The organism is Leclercia sp. LSNIH3 (assembly GCF_002935105.1).
Lineage (GTDB): Bacteria > Pseudomonadota > Gammaproteobacteria > Enterobacterales > Enterobacteriaceae > Enterobacter > Enterobacter adecarboxylatus.
In genome coordinates, this window is sequence record NZ_CP026387.1 from 334,528 (window position 1) to 356,959 (window position 22,432).

The following is a 22,432-nucleotide window of genomic DNA, read 5'->3' on the forward strand; positions in this document are numbered from 1 at the left end:
AAGTTCCTCTTTTGCATGGCCTTTCAATTTGCTACTCTATCCCTTCATTTAGTATGGCTATTAAATGGATCACTATAATAAGGAGAGTAGCAATGTCGTTTGAATTACCTGCATTACCGTATGCAAAAGACGCCCTGGCCCCGCATATTTCGGCGGAGACCCTGGAATATCACTACGGCAAACACCACCAGACCTATGTCACCAACCTGAACAACCTGATCGGCGGCACCGCATTCGAAGGGAAAACCCTGGAAGAGATCGTACGCACCTCCGAAGGCGGCGTGTTTAACAACGCCGCTCAGGTGTGGAACCACACCTTCTACTGGAACTGCCTGGCACCCAATGCAGGCGGCGAGCCAACGGGCGAGCTGGCGGCAGCCATTACTGCTGCATTCGGCAGCTTTGCGGATTTTAAAGCGAAGTTTACTGATGCGGCGGTGAAGAACTTTGGCGCAGGCTGGACCTGGCTGGTCAAAGAAGCGGACGGCAAGCTGGCTATCGTTTCCACCTCCAACGCCGGGACGCCATTAACCACCAGCGCCACCCCGCTGATGACCGTTGACGTCTGGGAACATGCGTATTACATCGATTACCGTAATGCGCGCCCAAATTACCTGGAGCACTTCTGGGCGCTGGTAAACTGGGAGTTTGTTGCGAAGAACTTCGCGGCATAAACAAAACGCCGAAGGTAACTCCTTCGGCGTTATTTTTTTTACTTGGTCGCGCAAACCGGTTCAGGTTGTTTTCGCCCGGAGGCCAAGACCAGAATAAGCCCCAGACCGGCAATGATCGCCCCCATTACCGGAACGAAGCTGTAACCCATTCCGCTGGAAATAACCGCCCCACCGGCCGCCGCCCCCAGCGCATTCCCCAGGTTAAAGGCACCGATATTCACCGAAGAAGATAACCCTGGCGCATCGCTGGCTACGCGCATAACGCGCATCTGCAACGGGGGGACCACCGCAAAGGTCGCCATACCCCATATCACCATCGCCACGGCCGCGCCCACCTCATTCCGCGCCAGCCACGGAATCGCCACCATGATCACGATAAGCAGCAGTAAAAAGCCTTTCAGGGTGCCGGTTACGGACTTATCAGCCAGCCTGCCGCCCAGATAGTTGCCGAGGGAAAAACCGACGCCAACCAGCACCAGCATGGCGGTGATAAAGGCTGGCGTCGCCTGATTGAGGTCATGCAGCACCGGGGCAATATAAGTATAAAGAGTGAACATCGCACCGGCACCCAGGACGGTGGTCAGCAGGGCTGATAACACCTGTGGACGCAGCAGGACCGCCAGCTCTTTGCGCACTTCCGGCTTTTCACCCGCACCGCCAGAAGGCAGAGAGAAGAACAACGCCATCATCGACACCACGCCCAGCAGCGCGGTGGCCAGGAAGGACATGCGCCAGCCAATCGCCTCACCCATCCAGGTTGCGGCAGGCACGCCGCCAATATTGGCGATGGTCAGCCCCATAAACATGGTGGCTACGGCGCTGGCCTGCTTATGCTTTGGCACCACGCTGGCTGCCACCACCGATCCGAGGCCAAAGAATGCGCCATGGTTCAGGCTGGTCAGAATACGTGACAGCATCAGGGTGGTGTAGTCCGGGGAGAGCGCCGACAGCACGTTGCCGACAGTAAAGATCGCCATCAGGAAGATCAGGGCGTTACGGCGGCCCCGATGCGACAGCAGCAGCGTCATCAGCGGTGCCCCCACCATCACCCCGATGGCATAGGCGCTGATCAGCATACCTGCCGCGGGAATAGAAACATCTACCCCTCGGGCGATAACCGGCAGCAGACCCATCGGCGAAAATTCGGTGGTACCAATACCAAAGGCACCGATGGCAAGGGCCAGCAGCGGAAAATTGATTCTCATACTTCAACTCCAGACACCGTGTCGTCGGGCGACACAGAACAATGAAGGCGAAAGCATGACATCAATCACAAAAAATGAGAAGTTAACAATTTAGCAAAAGATTTTTGCAGGGCGCGTAACAATCAGCGTAAAGGAACGAGGGAGAGCTGCCTCTCCCGCATCAATCAGTGCAGTGCCGCAACCAGACCGCTGGCGACAATCAGACTCAGAACAATAATGGTGGTAATCAGCGAAAACTTAAGATCGGTACTCATCAATTTTTCTCCTTTTAATCACCCTATGAAGAGTGAGCCTGCTCATTTTTACACAGTTCAGGGTAAAAATCTTGCTGGATTTAGATTGATATCGTTTTTTGCTCTTCCCCTTTTGGCCAAGATAAGACAAAATTCCACGCTAAATTTATTAGCGTACCGGCCATTGACCCCCTCCTGACGTCCTGTGTCGTTTTCCCGGCGTACCGCAATTCAAATTGCGCAATTAGGGCGAGTGAAGGCAAACGTTTACCTACCGGTTTTTCAGGAGCTTAGATATGGTCTGGAGTGACATCTGATGGCAACAATTAAAGACGTGGCGAAACGCGCAAACGTTTCCACTACAACCGTATCACATGTTATTAACAAAACCCGCTTTGTCGCGGAAGAGACCCGAAATAATGTCTGGGCGGCCATTAAAGAGCTGCATTACTCACCTAGCGCCGTGGCCCGCAGTCTGAAGGTCAATCACACGAAATCGATCGGCCTGCTGGCGACCAGCAGCGAAGCGCCCTATTTCGCAGAAATCATTGAAGCGGTAGAGAAGAACTGCTTCCAGAAAGGCTACACCCTTATCCTCGGCAACGCGTGGAACAGCCTCGAAAAACAGCGGGCTTATCTGTCGATGATGGCGCAAAAGCGCGTCGATGGTCTGCTGGTGATGTGTTCCGAATACCCAGAATCGCTGCTGTCTATGCTGGAAGAGTATCGCAATATTCCTATGGTGGTGATGGACTGGGGCGAAGCGAAGGCCGACTTCACCGACTCGGTGATCGATAACGCCTTTGAAGGCGGCTACATGGCCGGTCGTTACCTCATCGAACGCGGTCACCGCGAAATCGGCGTGATCCCGGGCGCGCTGGAGCGCAACACCGGTGCCGGCCGTCTGGCGGGCTTTATGAAAGCCATGGAAGAAGCGTTGATTACCGTGCCAGAGAGCTGGATCGTGCAGGGCGACTTTGAACCGGAGTCCGGCTACCGCGCAATGCAGCAGATCCTCTCCCAAAGCCCGCGCCCTACTGCCATCTTCTGTGGCGGGGATATTATGGCCATGGGTGCGCTCTGTGCCGCCGATGAGATGGGCCTGCGCGTCCCGCAGGACGTTTCGCTGATCGGGTATGATAACGTGCGCAACGCGCGCTTCTTTACCCCGGCGTTGACCACCATCCACCAGCCAAAAGATTCGCTGGGGGAGACCGCCTTCAACATGCTGCTGGACCGTATCGTCAACAAGCGCGAAGAGTCCCAGTCAATTGAAGTGCATCCGCGCCTGATTGAACGCCGTTCCGTTGCGGATGGTCCGTTCCGCGACTATCGCCGTTAATCTTCTCCGGGAGCCAGCACCTCTGGCTCCCGCAGCCACTCCCTGTTCATCGTTTCACTGTCTCCCAGATAATCCAGCAGCCATTCCAGGGCCGGTGACATATCGTTTTGTTGCCAGGTCAGGCAGCACGCCGCATCCGGGAAGGGATTCTCCAGCGCCAGCTCTACCCATTTCCCGCTGGCTATTTGCGGGCGGGCAAAATGAACCGGCACCATGCCCACGCACAATCCTGCCGAGAGGCATGTGGCGGACGATTCCCAGTCCGGCGCGACAATTCGCCGCTGGTTATCAAGCAGCCAGGTGATCCGTTTCGGCAGTGAGCGGGAGGTATCTTCTCGTACCAGCGACGGCCAGTTGCGCAGAATATCGTCGCTGATCGGCCCGTCCAGAGCAGCCAGAGGATGATGGCTGGCCACCACGCAGCACCAGCTCAGCATTCCCATATCGCGGAACGCATAGCGGCCACCTACCGGGATCGCCTGCGTGGCACCTATCGCCATCTCAACCCTGCCGTCTGCCAGCGCATCCCAGACGCCGTTGAAGACCTCCTGAGAAACCCGCAGCTCAACGTCAGAAAAGTGGCGGTAAAAATCGACAATCATCTGGCGGGTGCGCTCGGGACGAACAATGTTGTCCACCGCAATAGAGATATGCCCCCGCCAGCCATTGGCGATCTGCTGACACTGTTCGCGGGTGATCTGCATTTTTTTGATAACAGACCGCCCCTCTTTCAGAAACCACAGCCCGGCCGGGGTGAGAACCACATCGCGATGGCGACGCTCAAACAGCGGCACTGCCAGCCACTCCTCCAGTTGACGCACGGTATAGCTGATGGCTGAAGGTACGCGATGCAACTCCTGCGCAGCACCGCTGAAACTGCCGTTACGCGAGACCGCATCCACCACTTCAAGAGAATATTCTGACCACATTTTCTGCCTGCAAAATTTTTGAACGCAACCGCCAAATATTAGCGTTTCACAAGCCTGTTTGCACTCCCTACACTTTGCGGCAATGACAACCTGCGCCCATAAGGAAAATAAAACAGTGAAACCCGGGAAAGGATTTTTAGTCTGGCTCGGCGGCTTAAGCGTGCTGGGCTTTCTTGCCACCGATATGTATCTGCCTGCCTTCTCGATTATGCAGGCGGATCTGCAAACCCCTGCGGCTGCGATCAGCGCCAGCCTGAGCCTGTTTCTGGCCGGGTTTGCCTTTGCCCAGTTGCTGTGGGGACCGATGTCCGACCGCTTCGGACGTAAGCCGGTACTTCTGGCGGGCTTAGCCATTTTCGCCCTCGGCTGCCTCGGCATGCTGTGGGTTCGCGATGCGACCTGGCTGCTGGTGCTGCGCTTTATCCAGGCGGTAGGCGTCTGCGCTGCGGCGGTCACCTGGCAGGCACTGGTCACCGATTATTACCCGGCGTCGCGCACCAACCGTATCTTCGCCACCATCATGCCGCTGGTCGGGCTTTCTCCGGCCCTGGCACCGCTGCTCGGTAGCTGGATCCTCGCCCACTTTAGCTGGCAGGCAATTTTCGCCGTGCTGTTTGTGATCACTTTGGTACTGATGATCCCGGCCTTAAGCCTGAAGCCAGCGACGGTCAAAAATGAGCAACCCAAAGAACGCGTAACCTTTTTATCGCTGTTACGTTCGCGCACCTACCGCGGGAACGTGCTGATTTACGCCGCCTGCTCAGCGAGCTTCTTCGCCTGGCTGACCGGCTCGCCGTTTATTCTTAGCGACATGGGCTACAGCCCGGCGGTGATTGGCCTGAGCTATGTGCCGCAGACTATTGCGTTCCTGATTGGTGGCTATGGCTGTCGCGCCGCGCTGCAAAAATGGCAGGGGCATCAGATGCTGCCGTGGCTGCTGGGTCTGTTTGCCCTTAGCGTAATCGGCACCTGGGCGGTTGGGTTTATTCCGGGCGCGAGCCTGGCAGAGCTGCTGATCCCCTTCTGCCTGATGGCGGTGGCGAACGGTGCAATCTACCCGATTGTGGTGGCGCAGGCACTGCGTCCTTTCCCACAGGCGACGGGCAGTGCCGCTGCCCTGCAAAACACGTTACAGCTCGGCCTCTGCTTCCTGGCGAGTCTGCTGGTGTCGTGGCTGATTGCCACCCCACTGCTGACCACCACCAGCGTGATGGTGGCAACCGTGGTGCTGGCGGCGCTTGGCTATCGGATGCAGTATGTGCGTGCTGATCAGCAGGATAATAGTCTGCAAGCTGAATCGACCCGGGTATAACAAAATAAGCCGTTAGCTTGCTAACGATACCCTGTTGAATCAGTGCGATATCAGTCCTATACTGACTGAAGCGTTCTGATAAATACTAAAATATTATGTATTAACGGGAGCCGGAGTGCTCCCGTTTCTCCATGGATGGCCTTTCGGCAAGGGTCCCCTCCCTTCCTCTGTTCTACGTCGGATATTAGCCTCACGGTTCCCGTGAGATTTATCACTCTCCATAAAGAGCATCTACGCTGTTTATGGATTCTGATTACATCAGGTGATGGAGAAGCTATGAGTTCATCGTGTATAGAAGAAGTCAGCATACGGAACGATGACTGGTTCCGTATAGTCAATGAATTGCTGAGCCGCGCAGGTATCACCATCAACGGCCCGGCATCCTCCGATCTACAGGTTAAACACCCGGATTTTTTTAAACGCGTCCTGAAGCAAGGCTCGCTGGGTCTTGGCGAGAGCTACATGGACGGCTGGTGGGAGTGCGAGCGGCTGGATATTTTTTTCCATAACGTCTTACGCGCTGGCCTGGAAACGCAACTGCCCAGCCACCTGAAGGATACGCTTCGGATCGCCACTGCTCGCCTGTTCAACCTGCAAAGTAAAAAACGCGCCTGGATCGTCGGTAAAGAGCATTACGATCTGGGTAATGACCTGTTCAGCCGGATGCTCGACCCCACTATGCAATACTCCTGCGGTTACTGGAAAGAGGCGACCACCCTTGAACAGGCGCAGCAGGATAAACTCCGTCTTATCTGCGAAAAATTGCAGCTTAAACCCGGCATGCGGGTGCTGGATATCGGCTGCGGCTGGGGTGGTCTGGCTGAGTTTATGGCTAAACATTACGGCGTTAGCGTGGTGGGCGTGACCATTTCAGCGGAGCAGCAACGTCTGGCGCAGGCGCGCTGTGCCGGTCTGGATGTCACCATTCTGCTGCAGGATTACCGCGACCTGCGCGATCAGTTTGATCGTATCGTCTCCGTGGGGATGTTCGAACATGTCGGACCAAAGAACTACCGCACCTATTTCGAAGTCGTGGACCATAACCTGAAGCCGGATGGTCTGTTTCTGTTGCACACCATAGGTTCACAGAAAACCGATCATCGCGTTGACCCGTGGATCGATAAATACATCTTTCCGAATGGCTGTTTACCTTCTGTTCGCCAGATTGCAAATGCCAGTGAACCCCATTTTGTGATGGAGGACTGGCATAATTTTGGCGCTGACTACGATACGACGTTGATGGCATGGCATGAACGTTTCCTCGCCGCCTGGCCGGAGATCGCAGACAACTATTCCGAACGATTTAAACGGATGTTCAGCTATTATCTGAATGCTTGTGCCGGGGCGTTTCGCGCCCGCGATATTCATCTGTGGCAAGTGGTATTCAGCCGCGGCGTGGAGCACGGCCTGCGGGTGGCTCGCTAAACAAAACACCCCGGCAAGCCGGGGTGTTTTTTATTACGCGTCGTTGAGCGTCTGTTGGATGGCTGCGGCCTCTTTGGCCGCCAGCACGCGTTCAACGGTATCGACCACCGCCTGGGTTTGCGGATCGATTTCAATGTTAACCCGATGGCCCAGCTTTTTATTCCCAAGGGTGGTGCGCTGCAGCGTCTCCGGGATCAGGTGTACGCAGAAACGGGTTGGTGTTACTTCACCCACCGTCAGGCTGATACCGTCCACGCCAATAAATCCTTTATAGAGGATGTATTTCATTAAGGACGGATCCTGAACTTTAAACCAGATCTGGCGGTTATTTTCCGAGGTCAGGATTTTGGCGATTTCTGCCGTGGTCATAATATGGCCCGACATTAAATGACCGCCGATTTCATCGCTGAATTTCGCCGCGCGCTCAACGTTAACAATATCACCCTCAGCCAGCTCGCCCAGATTGGTGATGCGCAGCGTTTCTTTCATTAAATCGAAACTGATCAGGTTTCCGTTAATTTCGGTGACCGTCAGGCAACAACCGTTGTGTGCAACCGATGCTCCCGTCTCCAGCCCATCAAGCATCTCATCCGGCAGGGCCACAACATGGGTTCGGAAGTTGGGTTTTTCATCAATGGACACCAGTTTCGCGGTGCCCTGCACAATACCAGTAAACATGCTTACGACTCCTGTTTGTTCCTTCGGTGATGACACCGTTTTATCGCACCACAATAACAGTTGAAAATAGAGGTTGCCAGTACCCCACCTTTTCTGGCGATTTTTTCACTAGATAATTGGCGCATCCCCGCTACAATAGCTGGAATTCCCCGCATTTCTTCTTGCTGTTTTTCGCAGCGGCTTTTTTTATCTCAAATAACAACAATATCAAAGGTGTTTACGTGCAGAAGTACTTCATTGAAGCGCGTCAGTTATTAGCTCTGGCGATCCCGGTAATACTCGCGCAAATTGCCCAAACCGCAATGGGATTCGTCGATACCGTTATGGCGGGCGGCTACAGCGCCACCGATATGGCCGCGGTAGCCATTGGCACCTCTATCTGGCTGCCGGCAATTTTATTCGGTCACGGTCTGCTGCTGGCCCTGACCCCGACTATTGCGCAGCTCAACGGCTCCGGGCGCCGGGAGCGTATCGCCCACCAGATCCGCCAGGGCTTCTGGCTGGCCGGTTTTGTCTCAGTGCTGATCATGATCGTCCTGTGGAACGCGGGCTATATTATTCACGCCATGCGCAATATTGATCCGGCCCTGGCCGATAAAGCCGTCGGTTATTTGCGCGCCCTGCTCTGGGGGACGCCAGGTTATTTATTCTTCCAGGTGGCGCGTAACCAGTGCGAAGGTCTGGCAAAGACCAAACCGGGCATGGTAATGGGATTCATCGGGCTGTTAGTGAATATTCCGGTGAACTATGTCTTTATTTATGGTCATTTCGGCATGCCTGAGCTGGGCGGTGTTGGCTGCGGCGTAGCGACAGCGGCGGTTTACTGGGTGATGTTCCTGAGCATGTTGTCGTACGTGAAACGTGCCCGGTCAATGCGCGATATTCGCTATGAAGCTGGCTTCAGCAAGCCGGACATGGCGGTGGTTAAACGTCTGGTGCAACTGGGCCTGCCTATCGCGCTGGCGTTGTTCTTCGAAGTGACGCTGTTCGCGGTGGTTGCGCTGCTGGTTTCTCCGCTGGGGATCGTGGATGTGGCTGGCCACCAGATCGCCCTTAACTTCAGTTCGCTGATGTTCGTTCTGCCACTGTCGCTCGCAGCCTCCGTAACCATTCGCGTGGGGTATCGCCTTGGTCAGGGGTCGACCCTGGATGCGCAAACCGCGGCACGCACCGGGATTGGCGTCGGGGTGTGCATGGCAGTCTGCACCGCGCTGTTCACGGTCGCGTTACGCGAACAGATCGCCCTGCTCTATAACGACAACCCGGAAGTGGTGCTCCTCGCCTCCCAGCTGATGCTGCTGGCAGCGGTGTATCAGATCTCTGATTCCATCCAGGTCATCGGCAGCGGGGTGCTGCGTGGCTATAAAGATACTCGCTCGATCTTCTTTATCACCTTTATCGCTTACTGGGTGCTGGGGCTGCCGAGCGGTTATATTCTCGCCCTCACCGACCTGGTGGTGGATCGGATGGGTCCTGCCGGCTTCTGGATGGGCTTTATTATCGGCTTAACCTCAGCCGCGATCATGATGATGCTGCGCATGCGTTTCCTGCAACGCCAGCCATCGAGCGTGATTTTGCAACGCGCTGCACGCTAATTGCGCAGTAGCCGCCTGCGGGCGGCTACTTTCTCCGCATTTTGCGCGGGAATGAAGCAATCGCGTGAAATCGCGAAGAAATTTGCAGTTTTCCTCTTGCCTGATGCCCGCACTGCCGCTAATATTCGTCCCCGTTGTCACACACAACAATGCGTTCATAGCTCAGTTGGTTAGAGCACCACCTTGACATGGTGGGGGTCGTTGGTTCGAGTCCAATTGAACGCACCATTCTCTACAGTGCGTCCGTAGCTCAGTTGGTTAGAGCACCACCTTGACATGGTGGGGGTCGGTGGTTCGAGTCCACTCGGACGCACCATTTCAGTAAGTTCTCAGCAATACCTTTCTCCTCCTTATAAACGTCCTTGTTAATCGATTTTTTTATGCTTCCCGCATACCGTACTTATGCCGCTGACATACCGCACACCGATCCGTTTCCGGGGTAAAGGTATAAAATTCGCGCTGACAGCAACGGCAGGATTTTTGTATCCGTTCAAAGCGTAACACCCTGTTTTCACCCAACTGCCGGGCGATACGAATAGCGTCCACAGGGCATACCACGGCGCAGCTGTTGCAGCCGGTGCAGGATGAAGATGAAAACGTCAGCGCCCCTTCGTTCAGGCTCAGCGCGTTCTCCCCACAGATCCTGGCGCAGGCACCACAGGCCGTACACAACGCCCTATCCAGTGCCAGGTGATACTCGCTAAGTGTGGAAAAAGCCTGACGACGTGCCCGTCGCCCGGTACGCACAGTGGCAGACTCTACGTTCACCTCATTGGCTTTGATAAAGTGTCGGCGCGCCGCGTTGATCGCTTTTTGCTGCGGGGGGAGGATTTGCCAGACGGGGGCATTTAACTCCCGGAGTTGGATATTCAATGCCGCAACGGCGCGCACCCAGCCGGGAAACTTATCCATCTCCATTTCCACCGCCCGGATCCCGTGCTCCTGATGCCACATTAGTAACTCATCAACAGACGGCCCCAGCGTGGAAAATGGCGCAACCAGGGTTGTTCCGGTAAAGCGGCGGGTTTCAGGGCGAATGTTTTGCAGCGCATCTGTCGGACAGGCGAACAGGCAGCGGCCGCATTGCAGGCACTCCCCCTCGTCAATGGACGGCGTGCTGGCCGTTGCAGTAATGGCTTGCACCGGACATGCCGCCACGCATGCCTGGCAGTCGTGGCGAGGAAGCCGGTTGCGTAAACAGGATCCCCCCACGCCAGGCGGCGCGGGGGGCTGTGACAGGCGAAATAGCGCCATCAGTTAATGCTGAAGAAGATAAAGCGGAACAACACTTCAGACAGCACCAGCAGCAGACTGCCAAAGACCATCCCGGACTTGCCCTGACGCCATGCGCCAACGGCAAACAGCAGCGCGCCGAGTACGGATAAGGTCCAGCTAAACAGCCGCAGACCGCTTAACTGGGTGAAGCTCTCCAACGGCTGATGCGGTAAGGTGACAATGCCGCTCAGGCTGGCGCTCGCCAGATAAGCCATATAGTCCGGCTGCGCCAGCAGACGGATCGCCACAATCGACACCACCACTACCGCGGCGAAGCGCATCACGGCCTGCCGATCCCGGGCCATGGAGCGTGCTTTCAGTATCGGCAGCCATGCCACCGCCACCGCGCCCAGCACACCAACGGCACCGTAAAACATCAGCCAGGTATTGAAATGGCTCCAGGTAATAACCGACGTATGGGCATAGATTGCACTCATGCACCAGACATCAATCAGCCCCAGCACGGCAGCCAGGGGGAGCAACAGCGGAATCAGCTGTTTTTTGACCATCATAACCAGCGTACATAGCCCCAACGCTGCCAGATAGACGCTGGCAAAGACAATTTCACGGCTCAGCCAGGAGCTGGCGACGTGGCGCAGGGCGTTGAACGCGTTCAGCGGATAGCCAAGGTGCAGGGTGGAGACCATCAGCCCCAGCCCCCCGACCACGCAGGCTAGCAACATGCCAGGCAATAGCTGGTGTTTGACCTCCGGTATGCGCGACGCCGCGCGGGCGGATAAGGTCAGAAAGACGGTCATGCCAACCGAGCCTTGCACCAGCAGGGTAAAGATCAGGAGCGGTAACTCATGCATGGGGGTTTTCCTCTTTTTCTGCGCCCTGATGCGGCTTAATCACCAGGTTAGGCTGCGTAATGGATGACGCCGGCAGGCCCTGCACGTCGCAGAGATTGCCGTACTTCGCGCGCAGCTCCTCAATTGGCCCGAATTTAATCGCCCCCAGTGGACAGGTAGCGACGCAGATGGGCTGTTCACCTTTGGCCTGCAAATCCACGCAGAAATCGCATTTGGACATCTGTCCGGTCTCTTCATTCATCTGCGGCGCACCGTAAGGGCAGGACCAGGCGCAGTACCCGCAGCCAACGCATTTGTTGGTATCAACGCGAACAATGCCATCGCCCGGGCGCTTATGCATCGCCGTGGTCGGGCAGTTTTTGGTGCAAATCGGATCGGCGCAGTGGTTGCAGGAGATCGACAGAGTGTAGGCGTACACGTTATTGGCAAATCCGCCCTGCCCGGTCGGGATAAAGCCCCCGCCTTTCACCTCATAGACGCGGCGAAAACGGCGTCCTGGCTCAAGGTTATGTTTATCTTTGCAGGCCACCTGGCAGGCTTTACACCCGGAGCAGCGTGACGAGTCAATGAAAAAGCCAAGCTGCTTATCGCTGACCGGTGGGTATTCCTTATACTGCTGACTCATACTTTGCGACCTCCACAAGCATGGTTTGATGAGAATTGCCTTTCGCAAGCGGAGTAATACGTGCAGAGCTCAGCACGTTGGCACACCCGCCGTGGTCGACGCCTTCGGCATCCGGCTGCCACCAGGCGCCGGCCTGCATGGCGACCACCCCAGGCATAATGCGCATGGTGACTTCCGCCGGGACCTGGCAGATGCCGCGCTGGTTGTGAATACGCACGGTATCCCCCTGACGGATCCCCCGCTGTTGGGCATCCGCCGGATTGATCCACAGCTTCTGGATCTGCACTTCCTGTAGCCAGGGGTTGGCATACTGCGTGGAGTTGGCGCGGTTTTTCCCTTTCCAGGTGATCAGCTGGAGCGGGAACTGCTTCGCCAGTGCATCCTCCGGGCCTTCATGGGCCGGAACATAATGCGACAGCGCCGGTATTTCCGGGTTATTCATGTCGTACAGACGCTTCGAGAAGATCTCAATTTTCCCGGATGGCGTCGGGAAGGGATGATTCTGCGGATCGCGGATGTTGTCTTCAAAGGCCACATGCGGCTTGCTCTTAAAGAGATGCTGACGTTTTTCCCGCAGCTCAGCGAACGTCGGCAGATGCTCATCCGGCATGGAGAGGCGGGTCTGCTCCCAGATATGTTCAATCCACTGCTGCTCGGTACGGCCTTCGCTGAACTGCGGCTCCATTCCCAGTTTAGCGGCAACTTCACGCTGCCAGTCATAGTCAGAGCGGCGTTCAAACTCTGGCTCAATCAGTTTTTCTGACAGGATCAGGTAGCTTGCCGTCCCCCAGGTTTCCCCGATGTTCCAGCGTTCCATAAAGCTGGTTTCAGGCAATAGCAGATCCGCATAGCGGGCGCTTGGCGTCATATAGAGATCGCTGACGACGATAAACTCGATTTTCGACTCATCTTCCAGCACCTTCACCGCCTGATGCAGATCCGGGTTCTGGTTCGCCAGGTAGTTGCCTGCCAGCGAGAAGAGGATGCGGATATTGCTTTTGAGCTTATCCGCCCCTTTCAGCCCCGCCTCTGGCGTCACTTTGCTGGCATCGTCGGCGGCCTGCACCCAGTTCATGATCGAGATGCTCTCTTTGACCGGGTTGTCTGGCATCTCCGGGCCTGCCGCGAATTTACGGTTGCCGCAGCCGCCGTAGCCCGCCGCCCAGCCACCTTTGATCCCGACATTACCGGTGAGAGTTGCCAGCAGCGTCGAGCCACGGGCGGTACGTTCGCCACAGTTATGTCGCTGCGGCCCCCAGCCCTGAATTAACGCCGCCGGTTTGGTGTTGGCGTAATCGCGCGCCAGCTGGCGAATGGTTTGTGCCGGGACACGGGTAATCTTTTCAGCCCATTCTGGGGTTTTAACCTGACCGTCTTTTTTGCCCATCAGATAGGCCACCAGCGACTCGTTGGCAGGCACGCCTTCCGGCATAGACGTCTCGTCAAAGCCCAGGGTATAGCGATCGATAAAGGCTTTATCATGCAGATTTTCGCTGACGATGACGTACATCATCGCGTCCATCAGCGCGTTATCGGTGGCGGGCAGCAGCGGGATCCACTCATCGGCGAGCGATGCCACGGTATCGGAGTAGCGCGGATCGACGACGATAAAGCGCGTGCCGTTCTGTTTCATCTGCTGAAAATAGTGATTGGTATGCCCGAAAATGGTTTCCGTCGGGTTGTGCCCCCACAGGATCACCAGCTTCGTGTCCGCCAGGGTATCCAGCGAGTTACCGCTGGCGACTGTGCCATAGGTATAAGGCGTGGCGGCGGCCGTGTTGCCCATACTCACCGAATGGTAATACTCCAGATAACCGCCGGTGAGATTGAGCAGACGACGCATCATTTTATCGCCAGAGAAGGTGCCCCCGCTGGTCGCGGTATTGTTGTGCACAAAGCGGCACTCTGGGCCATATTTGGCGGTAATGCGTTGCAGATTGTTGGCGATAAGCGTAGTGGCTTCGTCCCAGGAGATGCGCTCAAATTTCCCCTCTCCCCGCTTGCCCACGCGCTTCATCGGATATTTCAGACGATCCGGGTGATAGACAAATTTGCGGTAACTGCGGCCGCGCACGCAGGCGCGCATGACGGGCATCTCGGGATCGAGCGCGCTATCCGGGCGCGTCGTAATCTGCGTGACCACACCGTCAGCGACGTGGGCGCGAATATCGCATTTACCGCCGCAGTCAAAGGTGCTGCAGGTCTGGACAACACGCTCAGTGGAGCCAGCGGCCTCTGCCGTCGTAGCGGCTTCGGATTTGGCGGCAAAAGACTTGCCGGACATCACAAAGGGCAGCGTCACCAGAGCGGAACTGGCCTTGAGCAGTCCTCGGCGCGTGATTTCGGGAAAAAGCGCGTCCCTTTTTTCTTTGCGTTCTGACATGTTGTTCCCTCTCAAAAAAAGAGGTGCATTCTTCCCTATAACCCCAATTTGGTAATTGATATGAATCAATAGAGAAAAAGTGCTGCTCGCCAGATGCGTTATTTTTGCTTTATTCAACTAAAACAATTGAATACGTGAATATTACTTTAAATACATATTCACAAAACTAATGATTTAGAGGTATCCCTGTGCTGCCGGTTTGCTCATTTTGCGTTTTCATCCACACTTATTTTTCATGGATTAATAATATGTGTGCCTGAGGCAACGCTGCAGGCAGGCAAAAAAGGGTAAGCACTGATGAAAAGGATCGCAATTATCGGCGCAGGGCCGACCGGCATTTATACGTTTTTCTCGCTACTGAACCAACGGACGCCGCTTTGCATCACCGTTTATGAGCAGACCGAAAAAGCGGGCGTCGGCATGCCCTACAGCGACGAAGACAATTCAAGACTGATGCTGGCCAATATTGCCAGCATTGAAATCCCGCCTATTTTTTCCACTTACATTGACTGGCTGCGCAGCCAGGACGATGCGCATCTGGCGCGCTACGGCGTGGAGAAATCGACCCTGCACGTGCGCCAGTTCCTGCCGCGCATTCTGCTGGGGGAGTATTTTCGCGATCAGTTTTTGCTTCTTGTGGAGCAGGCGAAAAAAGCGGGCTTTGACGTTGAGGTGCGCGAGTCCTGTCAGGTTACCGATGTGGAAGCCACCCCTGACGGGGTCAATATTTTGACTGACGATGACGCCTCGCCGAAGCTGTTCGATCTGGCCGTTATCGCCACCGGGCACGTCTGGCCTGATGAGGACACCACGTCGCGTTCCTACTTCCCCAGCCCCTGGTCCGGACTGATGGAGGCCGACATTCGCGCCTGCAACGTGGGGATTATGGGCACCTCGCTGAGTGGGCTGGACGCGGCAATGGCTGTCGCCGTCCAGCATGGCAAATTCATTGAGACCGATAATGAACAGATCCATTACCAGTTGGATGAGGGCAGCGAGGCGTTGAAGATCGTGCTGATGTCCCGTTCGGGTATCCTGCCTGAAGCCGACTTTTACTGCCCAATCCCTTACGAGCCATTACCCATCGCCACGGAAACGGCGATAGACGCTGCTATCGCACAGGGTTCGGAGGGTCTGCTCGACCGCATCTTTGATCTTATCGTGGCCGAATTGCAGAACGCTGACCCGCAGTGGAGCGAGGCGGTGGCATTGCACTCCCTCACCGCAGACACCATTCGCGACGCCTGGTTTGCCGACAGAGAAAAACACGGCCCGTTCCGCTGGGCGGTCTCAAATCTTGATGAAGTGGAACGCAACAAGCGCGATAAACGCACGGTGCCGTGGCGCTATACGATCCTGCGGTTGCACGAGGCCGTTGAGAAAATTGTGCCCCACCTGACTGAACAGGACAGAGAGCGCTTTAAGTCGGGTCTGGCACGTATTTTCATCGATAACTATGCGGCAATCCCGTCCCAGTCGATCCGACGACTGCTGGCCCTGCGCGAAGCCGGTATTATCAGCATTCTTACCCTGGGTCCCGATTATGAACTGGCCTTAAAAGAGGACCGGACGGTGATCCATGCCCAGGGTAAAGCCTGGTACTTCGATGTGTTTATCGATGCGCGCGGGCAGCAACCGCTCAAAACGAAAGACCTGCCGTTCCCGGTCCTGCGCCACCAGCTGGAGTCTGCCGGAGAAGATATCCCCGAGGTGGGCGACGATTACACTCTGCTCGCCCCTGACTACCTGCGCGGAAAAATTGCCTTCGGCGCCCTGCCGTACCTGATGCACGATCGCCCCTTTGTGCAGGGACTGGTGGTGTGCGCCGAAATCGGTGAGGCGATGGCTAAAGCCGCGGTGCAACCCGCCTCGCGCGTGCGCAGACGGCTACCCTTTACGGCAGAGTAAACGCGGTTTCGCAGGCGGCGGCCAGCGCCAGCAGCGCTGATTCCTCCCCGGCGGGGGAAAGAATTTCCAGTCCCACGGGAAAACCGGTTCGTGTTGTGCCGCAGGGGAGCGTGATAGCGGCGGATCCGCTGATGGCCGCCAGCTCAGGCGCGCAGCCGGGCGGCATTTTCTCAAGGCTTACCGGAACCCGGCCGACCGTCGGATAGAAAAAACCGTCGAGTCGCCCCTGCTCCGCCAGCAGGCCCAGGGTCTGGCGCAGCCGACGCCGCAGCTGCCGTCCGGCCAGCCACTGGGGCGTTTTTAACCTTTCGCTGGCGATCATCTGCGTCAGAAGCGGCATGAATTCCGGCAAAAACTGTCCCGAGGCGATAATCTCGTTCAGATCCGCAGGTGCGCCCGGATGCTGCTGTAACCAGGCGTCAAACGCCACGCGAAACTCATACAGGCTCAGGCAAGTGGCTCGGGCCACTTCAGGCAGGATTGGCAGGGCAACGTCGACGATGGTGGCGCCGTGCCGTCTCAGGGTTGCGATGGCGTCATACCAGACGGCCAGTTGTTCAGGATCCTCTCCCTCCAGAGCACGGATCACACCCAAGCGCACGCCTTTCAGCGACAACGGTGTAACGGCACCCGGCGTCTGTCCATGGATGATGGCATGCAGCAGGGCCGCATCCTGCACGCTGTGTACCATCGGCCCCACCGTATCTTTACTCAGGGAGAGAGGCGCAATGCCCTGCATCTGCGCCCTGCGCACCCGCGGCCTTAACCCCACCAGCCCGGTATAGCTACAGGGAATGCGGATCGATCCGCCCGTATCGGTGCCCAGCGCCCCTTCCGCCATCCCAGCCGCCACCGCCGCAGCGCTGCCCCCGCTGGAGCCGCCTGCTGTAATGGTTGGAAAGCGCGGGTGGCACACGTCGCCCCCCAGCGAGCTGCGGGAGCGAACGTCAAAGGCAAACTCAGACATATTCGCCCGGGCCAGAATAATCGCCCCGGCTTCGCGCAGGCGACGCACCACCAGGGCATCGGTGGTCGCCCGCAGTTGAGCCAGAGAGGCGCAACCCAGCGTCAGGGGCAGCCCGGCGCAGGCAATGTTATCTTTCACGATCACCGGCACGCCGTGCAGAGGCCCGGTAAGCTGGCCGCGACGCCGCAGTTTCTGGCTCGCTGCCGCCTCAACCAGGGCCGCCGGGTTCACCCCGAGAATGGCATTCAGCTGCGGGTGCGCGTCAATAATGGCCAGCCGCCGGGTTATCTCCGCAACGCAGTCCTCAGGTGGTATCAGCCGCATTTTTTGCATAGGGTTCTCTTCCTGTTCAACGCCGCCATGCCGGAGGCCAGGCCCGCGCCCGACCTCCCGTTGCATTTAGTCCCGCAGCCCGGAGGTGATGGCATCAAGATCGTGCGGGCGCAGACGGATCTCTGCGGCACGACGGTGCCCCTGCATCCCCTCGGTACGGCTCTGGCGAATCGCCGGTTCCGCAATCGCGGCAATACCCTGCTCGTCGATCCACTGGTGGGTACAGATTTTAACGTAAGCCCCCACCCACAACCCACCGGTATAGCGCGCCGCCGCCATGGTCGGCAGGGTATGGTTGGTGCCGCAGCATTTGTCTGAGAACACCACGCTCGCATTCTGCCCGATAAACAGCGATCCGTAGTTGCGGATTTTCGATGCCGTGCCGTGTGGATCCCGGGTATGCACCTGCAGATGCTCGGTCGCCATATAATCGGCAAAAGCAATCAGCTGCTCTTCGCTGTCGCAGACCACAATTTCGCCCTGGCGACGCCAGGCCTCGCTCGCGGTGACGGCGGTAGGCAGTGATGTCAGCTGGCGTTCAATTTCCGCAAGCACGCCCTCGGCAATCGACTGGCTGGTGGTCGCCAGCCCCACGCGGGTGTGGACATCATGCTCGGCCTGAGCCAGCAGATCGGCGGCGATAATGCGCGCATCGGCGCTGTCGTCGGCGATGGTAAAGATCTCGCTCGGCCCGGCCAGGGCATCAATCCCCACCTTGCCAAAGACCTGGCGCTTGGCCTCGTTGACAAAGGCGTTACCCGGCCCGACGATTTTATCCACCGCCGGCACGCTCTCGGTTCCCCAGGCCATAGCGGCGATTGCCTGCGCGCCGCCAATTTTAAAGATCCGGTGTGCGCCTGCGAGATGGCAGACCGCAATCATCGCCGGGTGCGCCCCGGGCGGCAAACAGGCGATAATCTGTTCACAACCGGCGACCGTGGCAGGCACAATCGTCATTACCGGCGCGGAGAGGATCGGGTAGCGGCCCCCTGGCACATAACATCCCACCGTCTGGACGGGAATAATGCGGTGCCCGAGATGGACGCCTGGCAGGGTTTCAACCTCCAGCGGCTGCATGGTGGCGAGCTGGGCCTCGGCAAAGCGGCGCACTTGCTGGATAGCAAATTCGCTGTCCCGGCGGGTCTGGGGATCCATCTCGCTAAGCGCCGTTTCGATCTCGTGGGCGGTGACTTCAAACTGCGCCGGAACCACCTTATCAAACTGTTGTGAGAAGCCTTTCAGCGCCTCGTCGCCTTCAGCCTTAACACGTTCAATAATGGCGCTTACCGTGTCGGTTAACGACCGGTCGGCCTGGGCATCCTGCCCCTGAGGACGTTTGATCCAGCTCACCTGGTCAACAATTGACTGTACAGACATTACGCTTCCTCCATTTGACCCAGTTTGATTTGCGCCAGCAGCGCCAGGTGATCGTAAATTACCCACTCATCGACGATTTTGCCGTTGATAATGTGGTAGTGAGACATGCCCATCACGAACAGGCGTTCGCCGGTCGGTTTACCCAGCTCGCCATAGCCCAGGTGGTGGCCCTCAATGATCCAGCGAACCGCCACTTTGGTGCCGCCCTCATCGCACGGGTTGGAGCAGATATGCTGCGGCAGCCAGGCGCCGTCGGGGATCATGCCGATCAGCGCCAGCGTCTGGTGCGTCACGGAAGCCGTGCCGTACAGCTCTTTCATCAGCGGGCCGTGCCACTGGACGTTCGGCGCATAGACCTCTTTGATTTTGCCCAGCATCCGGCGGTTGTAGATTTCGTGCAGCCAGCGCAGGCACTGCTCTTCGGTATCGGTATGGGCAATGGAGACATCGCAGACCATTTCCGGGGGATACTGCCCCAGCATGCGGCCATTTTCGCCGATGTCGGTGACACGAAAGCCCTTATCGAACTGCTCCTTCGCCATGTTGAAGGCAATCTCGTCAGTGTTCAGCCCCAGCTGCTTCATCAGCGACCTGTTGTCGCTCACCACCCACTCCCGGTAGATTTTGTTTTCGTGGATCATGCAGTCGGCCACGGTGCGGGTAACGAAGGTGCGGTTGGTCGGTTTACCTAAATGGCTGAACTGCGTATGGCGGCCGCTGCCGGTCACGAGGTGCGAGGTATAGAAGCCATCCACGTCGTTGCCGTTCCAGATAACCTGCGTCGCCATGCCGCGGCGTTCCGGGAACGCCACCAGGCGCTGAAGCGTATCCTGCACCACCTGCTCGCGAGTATAGAGCGTGCCCAGCGCGTTATATAAGACGCAGTTGTGCGTATAGTGGGTATAAATTAATCCCACGTCGCGTTCATCCCATATTTTATGGGTGCAACGCACGATGTAATCGACAATATCGGTATAACAATCATCGAACCCCCGTAATGATTGTACGCGCTGGCGTTTCTCCGGCACTAAATCGATAAAGTCCCGGCGCTCAACCTGTAATACGGGTTCTTCGCGGATAAGTTTATTATTTTTCTCAGGTACGGCTGGAGCTTTATTTGTTGCTTCGGTTGAAGACATGCGATCTCCTGCTTCTGTTTTCAGACAATACGATCCCGCACCCGAAATGGATGGAGAAGTGAGCCGCAATAAATATTGCGGCGGATTTAACACACGTTCAGATAAGTAAGAGTGCGGAGACTTACCTCCGCTTAATTAACGATTTGTGACCAGATAGCTAATTCATCGATACCCAGATATTCGCGAATAATTAAACCATCGCGTAATTCAAGCTGGCTGATACCGGTAATGGAGACCGGTTTACGGGTTGGCACGCCAAATTTACCGTAGCCGTCGTGCCAGGTCAGGAGCGACCAGCGCAGCGAAATGCGCACCGGCTCGTTGGGATCCCGGCGCACGATCAGGTGGTGCAGCTGCACTTCGCTGTCCGCAAAGGATGCCCGATAGCCTGACAGCAGCGCGGCGATCTCCTGCTCTCCGGTGCCGATGCAGTGTCCCGGCGCATACAGCGTGGCGGCGGGATGATACAGGCCCGGCACGGTACCACTGTTGCCTCCCGCCCACATGGTCAGATAACGCTCCACCACGCCGGCGACAGGCCCCTCAACATCATCACCTTCCGGCCCACCCGCCCAGCGGGCGTCGAGCGTTTCGGCACTTTCGCGGGCAATCCCCAGTTGATTCTGCATAACCCCCAGGCTGCGGGCAAACTCCTGCACGTTAAGCCCCAGCTGCGCCACTATTGCCGCCCGGTCCTGCAATAGCCACTCCTGGCGCACCGCTCCCTCGGCGCAAATACGATCTGCCCAGGTGCGCACCCAGACGGTTTTCCCGGTCGGCGGGCCAAAGAAGCCCTCTCCCTGATGGCGAATACAGGCGATGGTTCGCTGGGCGGCGTAATGCTCATCGCCTGGGTTTTGCGTCGCCAGGATGTCTTCCGTTAGCACGGTGCGCTGGGGGAAGCTGTGCATCGCCTCCAGCGTCAGGCGCATAAACTGCGGCAGATCGGTGAGCTGTTTCTCCGGGGTGATAAAGACCACCGGCGTGGCGTAAAAGTCAGCCAGTTGACCAATGTCCTTCTGCTCCCAGACCACGTGCGTCAGGGTGCGAATAAACTGTTGAATGGAGTCGAACTGGGGGCTGAACCCTGGCAATCTGCTCATTTGTCCTCCTGGGTCTGGAACACGTAATTACCCTCTGCGTCGATAGTGCCCCTATGCGGGCGGCGCGCTGAGTGGCGAACCACCAGCCGGCCCGGGACGATAACCTGTTCGGGTTCAATAGTGCCGCTGTCGATCTGCTTCAGCAGGAGATCCACCGTGGCGGCAACCATCGCCTCTACCGGCTGCGAGGCCGACGTTAAGGCATATGAGGCCCAGCCGGACGGGCCAATATCGTCATAGCCAATGATGGAGACATCCTCCGGGATGCGCAGGCCAAACTCGTAACGCGCCACGTCCATCACGATGACGGCCATATGATCGTTGGCGACAAAGATCGCATCCGGTGCGGGCGAGGCAGAAAAGAGCGCGTATGCCGCGCGGGCGGTCTGCTGCGCATCGTAGTTACCATTAACCACCCGGACGTCCTCCACCCCCTCCTCCTGCAGAGCGGCCAGATACCCCCGCTGACGGGCCAGGTTGACGGACGAATCCGCCACGCCGCCCACGTAAGCAAACCGCTGATGACCTGCCGCCAGTAAAAATTCGGCAATTTGCCGGGCGGCCGCCTCGTTGTTGCTGTTAACGCTCGAGGCCATGCCGCTCTCTTCGCTGCGGTTAAACAGTACCACCGGGATGCCCGCAGCCAGACACTCCTCCGACAGATCCAGCGACAGCGTCACCGAGGCCAGCACAATCCCGTCCACTCGGTACTGCATGATCTGGTCGAAAATGCGGTCAACGTTTCCTTCCCGATCGCCGACAAACAGCAGCAGGTGATAATTCAGCGTGTCCAGCTTTTGCGCCAGCGCCTCCAGCACCTGCGGGTAAAACTGGTTATCAAAGTAGGAGATCACTACGCCGATGATCCGCGAGCGGGCGGTGTTGAGCGAACGCGCTATGGCGTTTGGCCGGTAACCCAGCTCCCGCGCCGCCTTCAGCACTTTCTCACGGGTGGCCGGTGAAATGCTCGCCCCGGGCGTGAAGGTGCGGGAGACTGCCGACTGTGATACGCCCGCCAGTTGCGCCACCTGTTGTGAGGTCACCGCTGTAAAAGTCTTACGTTTCATTACTCTGTGTTCCTTATCCCTTTCGCTTCCCCATTCTGGCACAGATTCAA

At 57.2% G+C, this 22,432-nt stretch carries 19 protein-coding genes and 2 tRNA genes; 8 read left to right on the plus strand and 13 right to left on the minus strand.

Translation table 11 applies throughout. From position 1 onward, the window contains the following. Positions 1-92 precede the first annotated feature (92 nt). A complete protein-coding gene (gene sodB, locus C3F35_RS01635; protein ID WP_032617808.1) occupies positions 93-674 on the plus strand; it encodes a superoxide dismutase [Fe] in 582 nt (193 codons plus the stop codon). A gap of 38 nt (positions 675-712) precedes the next feature. On the opposite strand, the gene C3F35_RS01640 is transcribed toward sodB, so the two are convergent. Together C3F35_RS01640 and cydH are read right to left on the minus strand one after the other, a co-directional pair. Then, positions 713-1,879, minus strand: coding sequence for an MFS transporter (locus C3F35_RS01640; RefSeq protein ID WP_103793190.1), 1,167 nt, complete (start codon positions 1,877-1,879; stop codon positions 713-715). A 164-nt stretch (positions 1,880-2,043) separates the two neighbouring features. After that, positions 2,044-2,133 carry a cytochrome bd-I oxidase subunit CydH gene (cydH, locus tag C3F35_RS01645; protein WP_032617805.1) on the minus strand — a complete coding sequence of 30 codons (90 nt, stop codon included), beginning with the start codon at positions 2,131-2,133 and terminating at the stop codon, positions 2,044-2,046. A 295-nt stretch (positions 2,134-2,428) separates the two neighbouring features. Between cydH and purR the strand changes: the two genes are divergently transcribed. Further along, complete coding sequence (gene purR / locus C3F35_RS01655) at positions 2,429-3,454, plus strand: HTH-type transcriptional repressor PurR (RefSeq protein ID WP_032617804.1); 1,026 nt, start codon at positions 2,429-2,431, stop codon at positions 3,452-3,454. Here the strand turns inward: purR and punR are convergent. Beyond that, positions 3,451-4,383: a DNA-binding transcriptional activator PunR gene (punR, locus tag C3F35_RS01660; protein ID WP_032617803.1), complete on the minus strand. Its 933-nt coding sequence runs from the start codon at positions 4,381-4,383 to the stop codon at positions 3,451-3,453. The genes purR and punR overlap by 4 nt on opposite strands. A 115-nt stretch (positions 4,384-4,498) precedes the next feature. On the opposite strand from punR, the gene punC reads away from it, so the two are divergent. Both punC and cfa read left to right on the plus strand, forming a co-directional pair. Further along, on the plus strand, positions 4,499-5,695 hold the full coding sequence (gene punC, locus C3F35_RS01665; protein ID WP_059308117.1) for a purine nucleoside transporter PunC: 1,197 nt from the start codon (positions 4,499-4,501) through the stop codon (positions 5,693-5,695). Positions 5,696-5,971: 276 nt separating this feature from the next. After that, positions 5,972-7,120 carry a cyclopropane fatty acyl phospholipid synthase gene (gene cfa, locus C3F35_RS01670; RefSeq protein WP_059308118.1) on the plus strand — a complete coding sequence of 383 codons (1,149 nt, stop codon included), beginning with the start codon at positions 5,972-5,974 and terminating at the stop codon, positions 7,118-7,120. 33 nt (positions 7,121-7,153) lie between these two features. Here the strand turns inward: cfa and C3F35_RS01675 are convergent, their stop codons facing one another. Beyond that, positions 7,154-7,798, minus strand: a complete 645-nt coding sequence (locus C3F35_RS01675; RefSeq protein WP_032617799.1) for a riboflavin synthase — start codon at positions 7,796-7,798, stop codon at positions 7,154-7,156. A gap of 221 nt (positions 7,799-8,019) precedes the next feature. Between C3F35_RS01675 and mdtK the strand changes: the two genes are divergently transcribed. The 3 genes from mdtK to C3F35_RS01690 all read left to right on the plus strand — a co-directional run bounded on the left by mdtK (position 8,020) and on the right by C3F35_RS01690 (position 9,709). After that, positions 8,020-9,393, plus strand: coding sequence for an MdtK family multidrug efflux MATE transporter (gene mdtK, locus C3F35_RS01680; protein WP_032617830.1), 1,374 nt, complete (start codon positions 8,020-8,022; stop codon positions 9,391-9,393). A gap of 151 nt (positions 9,394-9,544) precedes the next feature. Continuing rightward, a tRNA-Val gene (locus C3F35_RS01685) sits at positions 9,545-9,621 on the plus strand. Positions 9,622-9,632: 11 nt separating this feature from the next. Next, positions 9,633-9,709 (plus strand) — tRNA-Val (locus C3F35_RS01690). Between the two features lie 62 nt (positions 9,710-9,771). Here C3F35_RS01690 and C3F35_RS01695 read toward each other — a convergent pair. The 4 genes from C3F35_RS01695 to C3F35_RS01710 are packed head-to-tail and all read right to left on the minus strand — an operon-like array spanning position 9,772 to position 14,488. Beyond that, positions 9,772-10,647 carry a 4Fe-4S binding protein gene (locus C3F35_RS01695; protein ID WP_103793189.1) on the minus strand — a complete coding sequence of 292 codons (876 nt, stop codon included), beginning with the start codon at positions 10,645-10,647 and terminating at the stop codon, positions 9,772-9,774. Beyond that, positions 10,647-11,480: a dimethyl sulfoxide reductase anchor subunit family protein gene (locus C3F35_RS01700; RefSeq protein ID WP_103793188.1), complete on the minus strand. Its 834-nt coding sequence runs from the start codon at positions 11,478-11,480 to the stop codon at positions 10,647-10,649. Before C3F35_RS01700 ends, C3F35_RS01695 begins: the two co-directional genes overlap by 1 nt. Beyond that, the gene (locus C3F35_RS01705; RefSeq protein WP_059308121.1) at positions 11,473-12,105 is read right to left on the minus strand and encodes a DMSO/selenate family reductase complex B subunit; all 633 of its coding nucleotides are present in this window, start codon (positions 12,103-12,105) and stop codon (positions 11,473-11,475) included. The genes C3F35_RS01700 and C3F35_RS01705 overlap by 8 nt, the downstream gene beginning before the upstream one ends. Next, a complete protein-coding gene (locus C3F35_RS01710; RefSeq protein WP_103793187.1) occupies positions 12,089-14,488 on the minus strand; it encodes a DMSO/selenate family reductase complex A subunit in 2,400 nt (799 codons plus the stop codon). The genes C3F35_RS01705 and C3F35_RS01710 overlap by 17 nt, the downstream gene beginning before the upstream one ends. Positions 14,489-14,785: 297 nt before the next feature. On the opposite strand from C3F35_RS01710, the gene C3F35_RS01715 reads away from it, so the two are divergent. Continuing rightward, positions 14,786-16,396 (plus strand): FAD-NAD(P)-binding protein, encoded by a 1,611-nt coding sequence (locus tag C3F35_RS01715; RefSeq protein ID WP_103793186.1) that lies wholly within the window; start codon positions 14,786-14,788, stop codon positions 16,394-16,396. Here the strand turns inward: C3F35_RS01715 and C3F35_RS01720 are convergent. The 5 genes from C3F35_RS01720 to C3F35_RS01740 all read right to left on the minus strand — a co-directional run bounded on the left by C3F35_RS01720 (position 16,383) and on the right by C3F35_RS01740 (position 22,382). Then, positions 16,383-17,696: an amidase gene (locus tag C3F35_RS01720; protein ID WP_103793185.1), complete on the minus strand. Its 1,314-nt coding sequence runs from the start codon at positions 17,694-17,696 to the stop codon at positions 16,383-16,385. The two genes, C3F35_RS01715 and C3F35_RS01720, sit on opposite strands and share 14 nt — an antisense overlap. A gap of 66 nt (positions 17,697-17,762) precedes the next feature. Next, entirely contained in the window at positions 17,763-19,073 is a 1,311-nt protein-coding gene (gene hisD, locus C3F35_RS01725) for a histidinol dehydrogenase (RefSeq protein WP_164529760.1), read from the minus strand. Beyond that, positions 19,073-20,212 (minus strand): nuclear transport factor 2 family protein, encoded by a 1,140-nt coding sequence (locus C3F35_RS01730; RefSeq protein WP_103793184.1) that lies wholly within the window; start codon positions 20,210-20,212, stop codon positions 19,073-19,075. The genes hisD and C3F35_RS01730 overlap by 1 nt, the downstream gene beginning before the upstream one ends. 131 nt (positions 20,213-20,343) lie before the next feature. Continuing rightward, positions 20,344-21,315 (minus strand): nuclear transport factor 2 family protein, encoded by a 972-nt coding sequence (locus tag C3F35_RS01735; RefSeq protein ID WP_103793183.1) that lies wholly within the window; start codon positions 21,313-21,315, stop codon positions 20,344-20,346. Beyond that, positions 21,312-22,382 (minus strand): LacI family DNA-binding transcriptional regulator, encoded by a 1,071-nt coding sequence (locus tag C3F35_RS01740; protein ID WP_103793182.1) that lies wholly within the window; start codon positions 22,380-22,382, stop codon positions 21,312-21,314. The genes C3F35_RS01735 and C3F35_RS01740 overlap by 4 nt, the downstream gene beginning before the upstream one ends. Positions 22,383-22,432 lie beyond the last annotated feature (50 nt).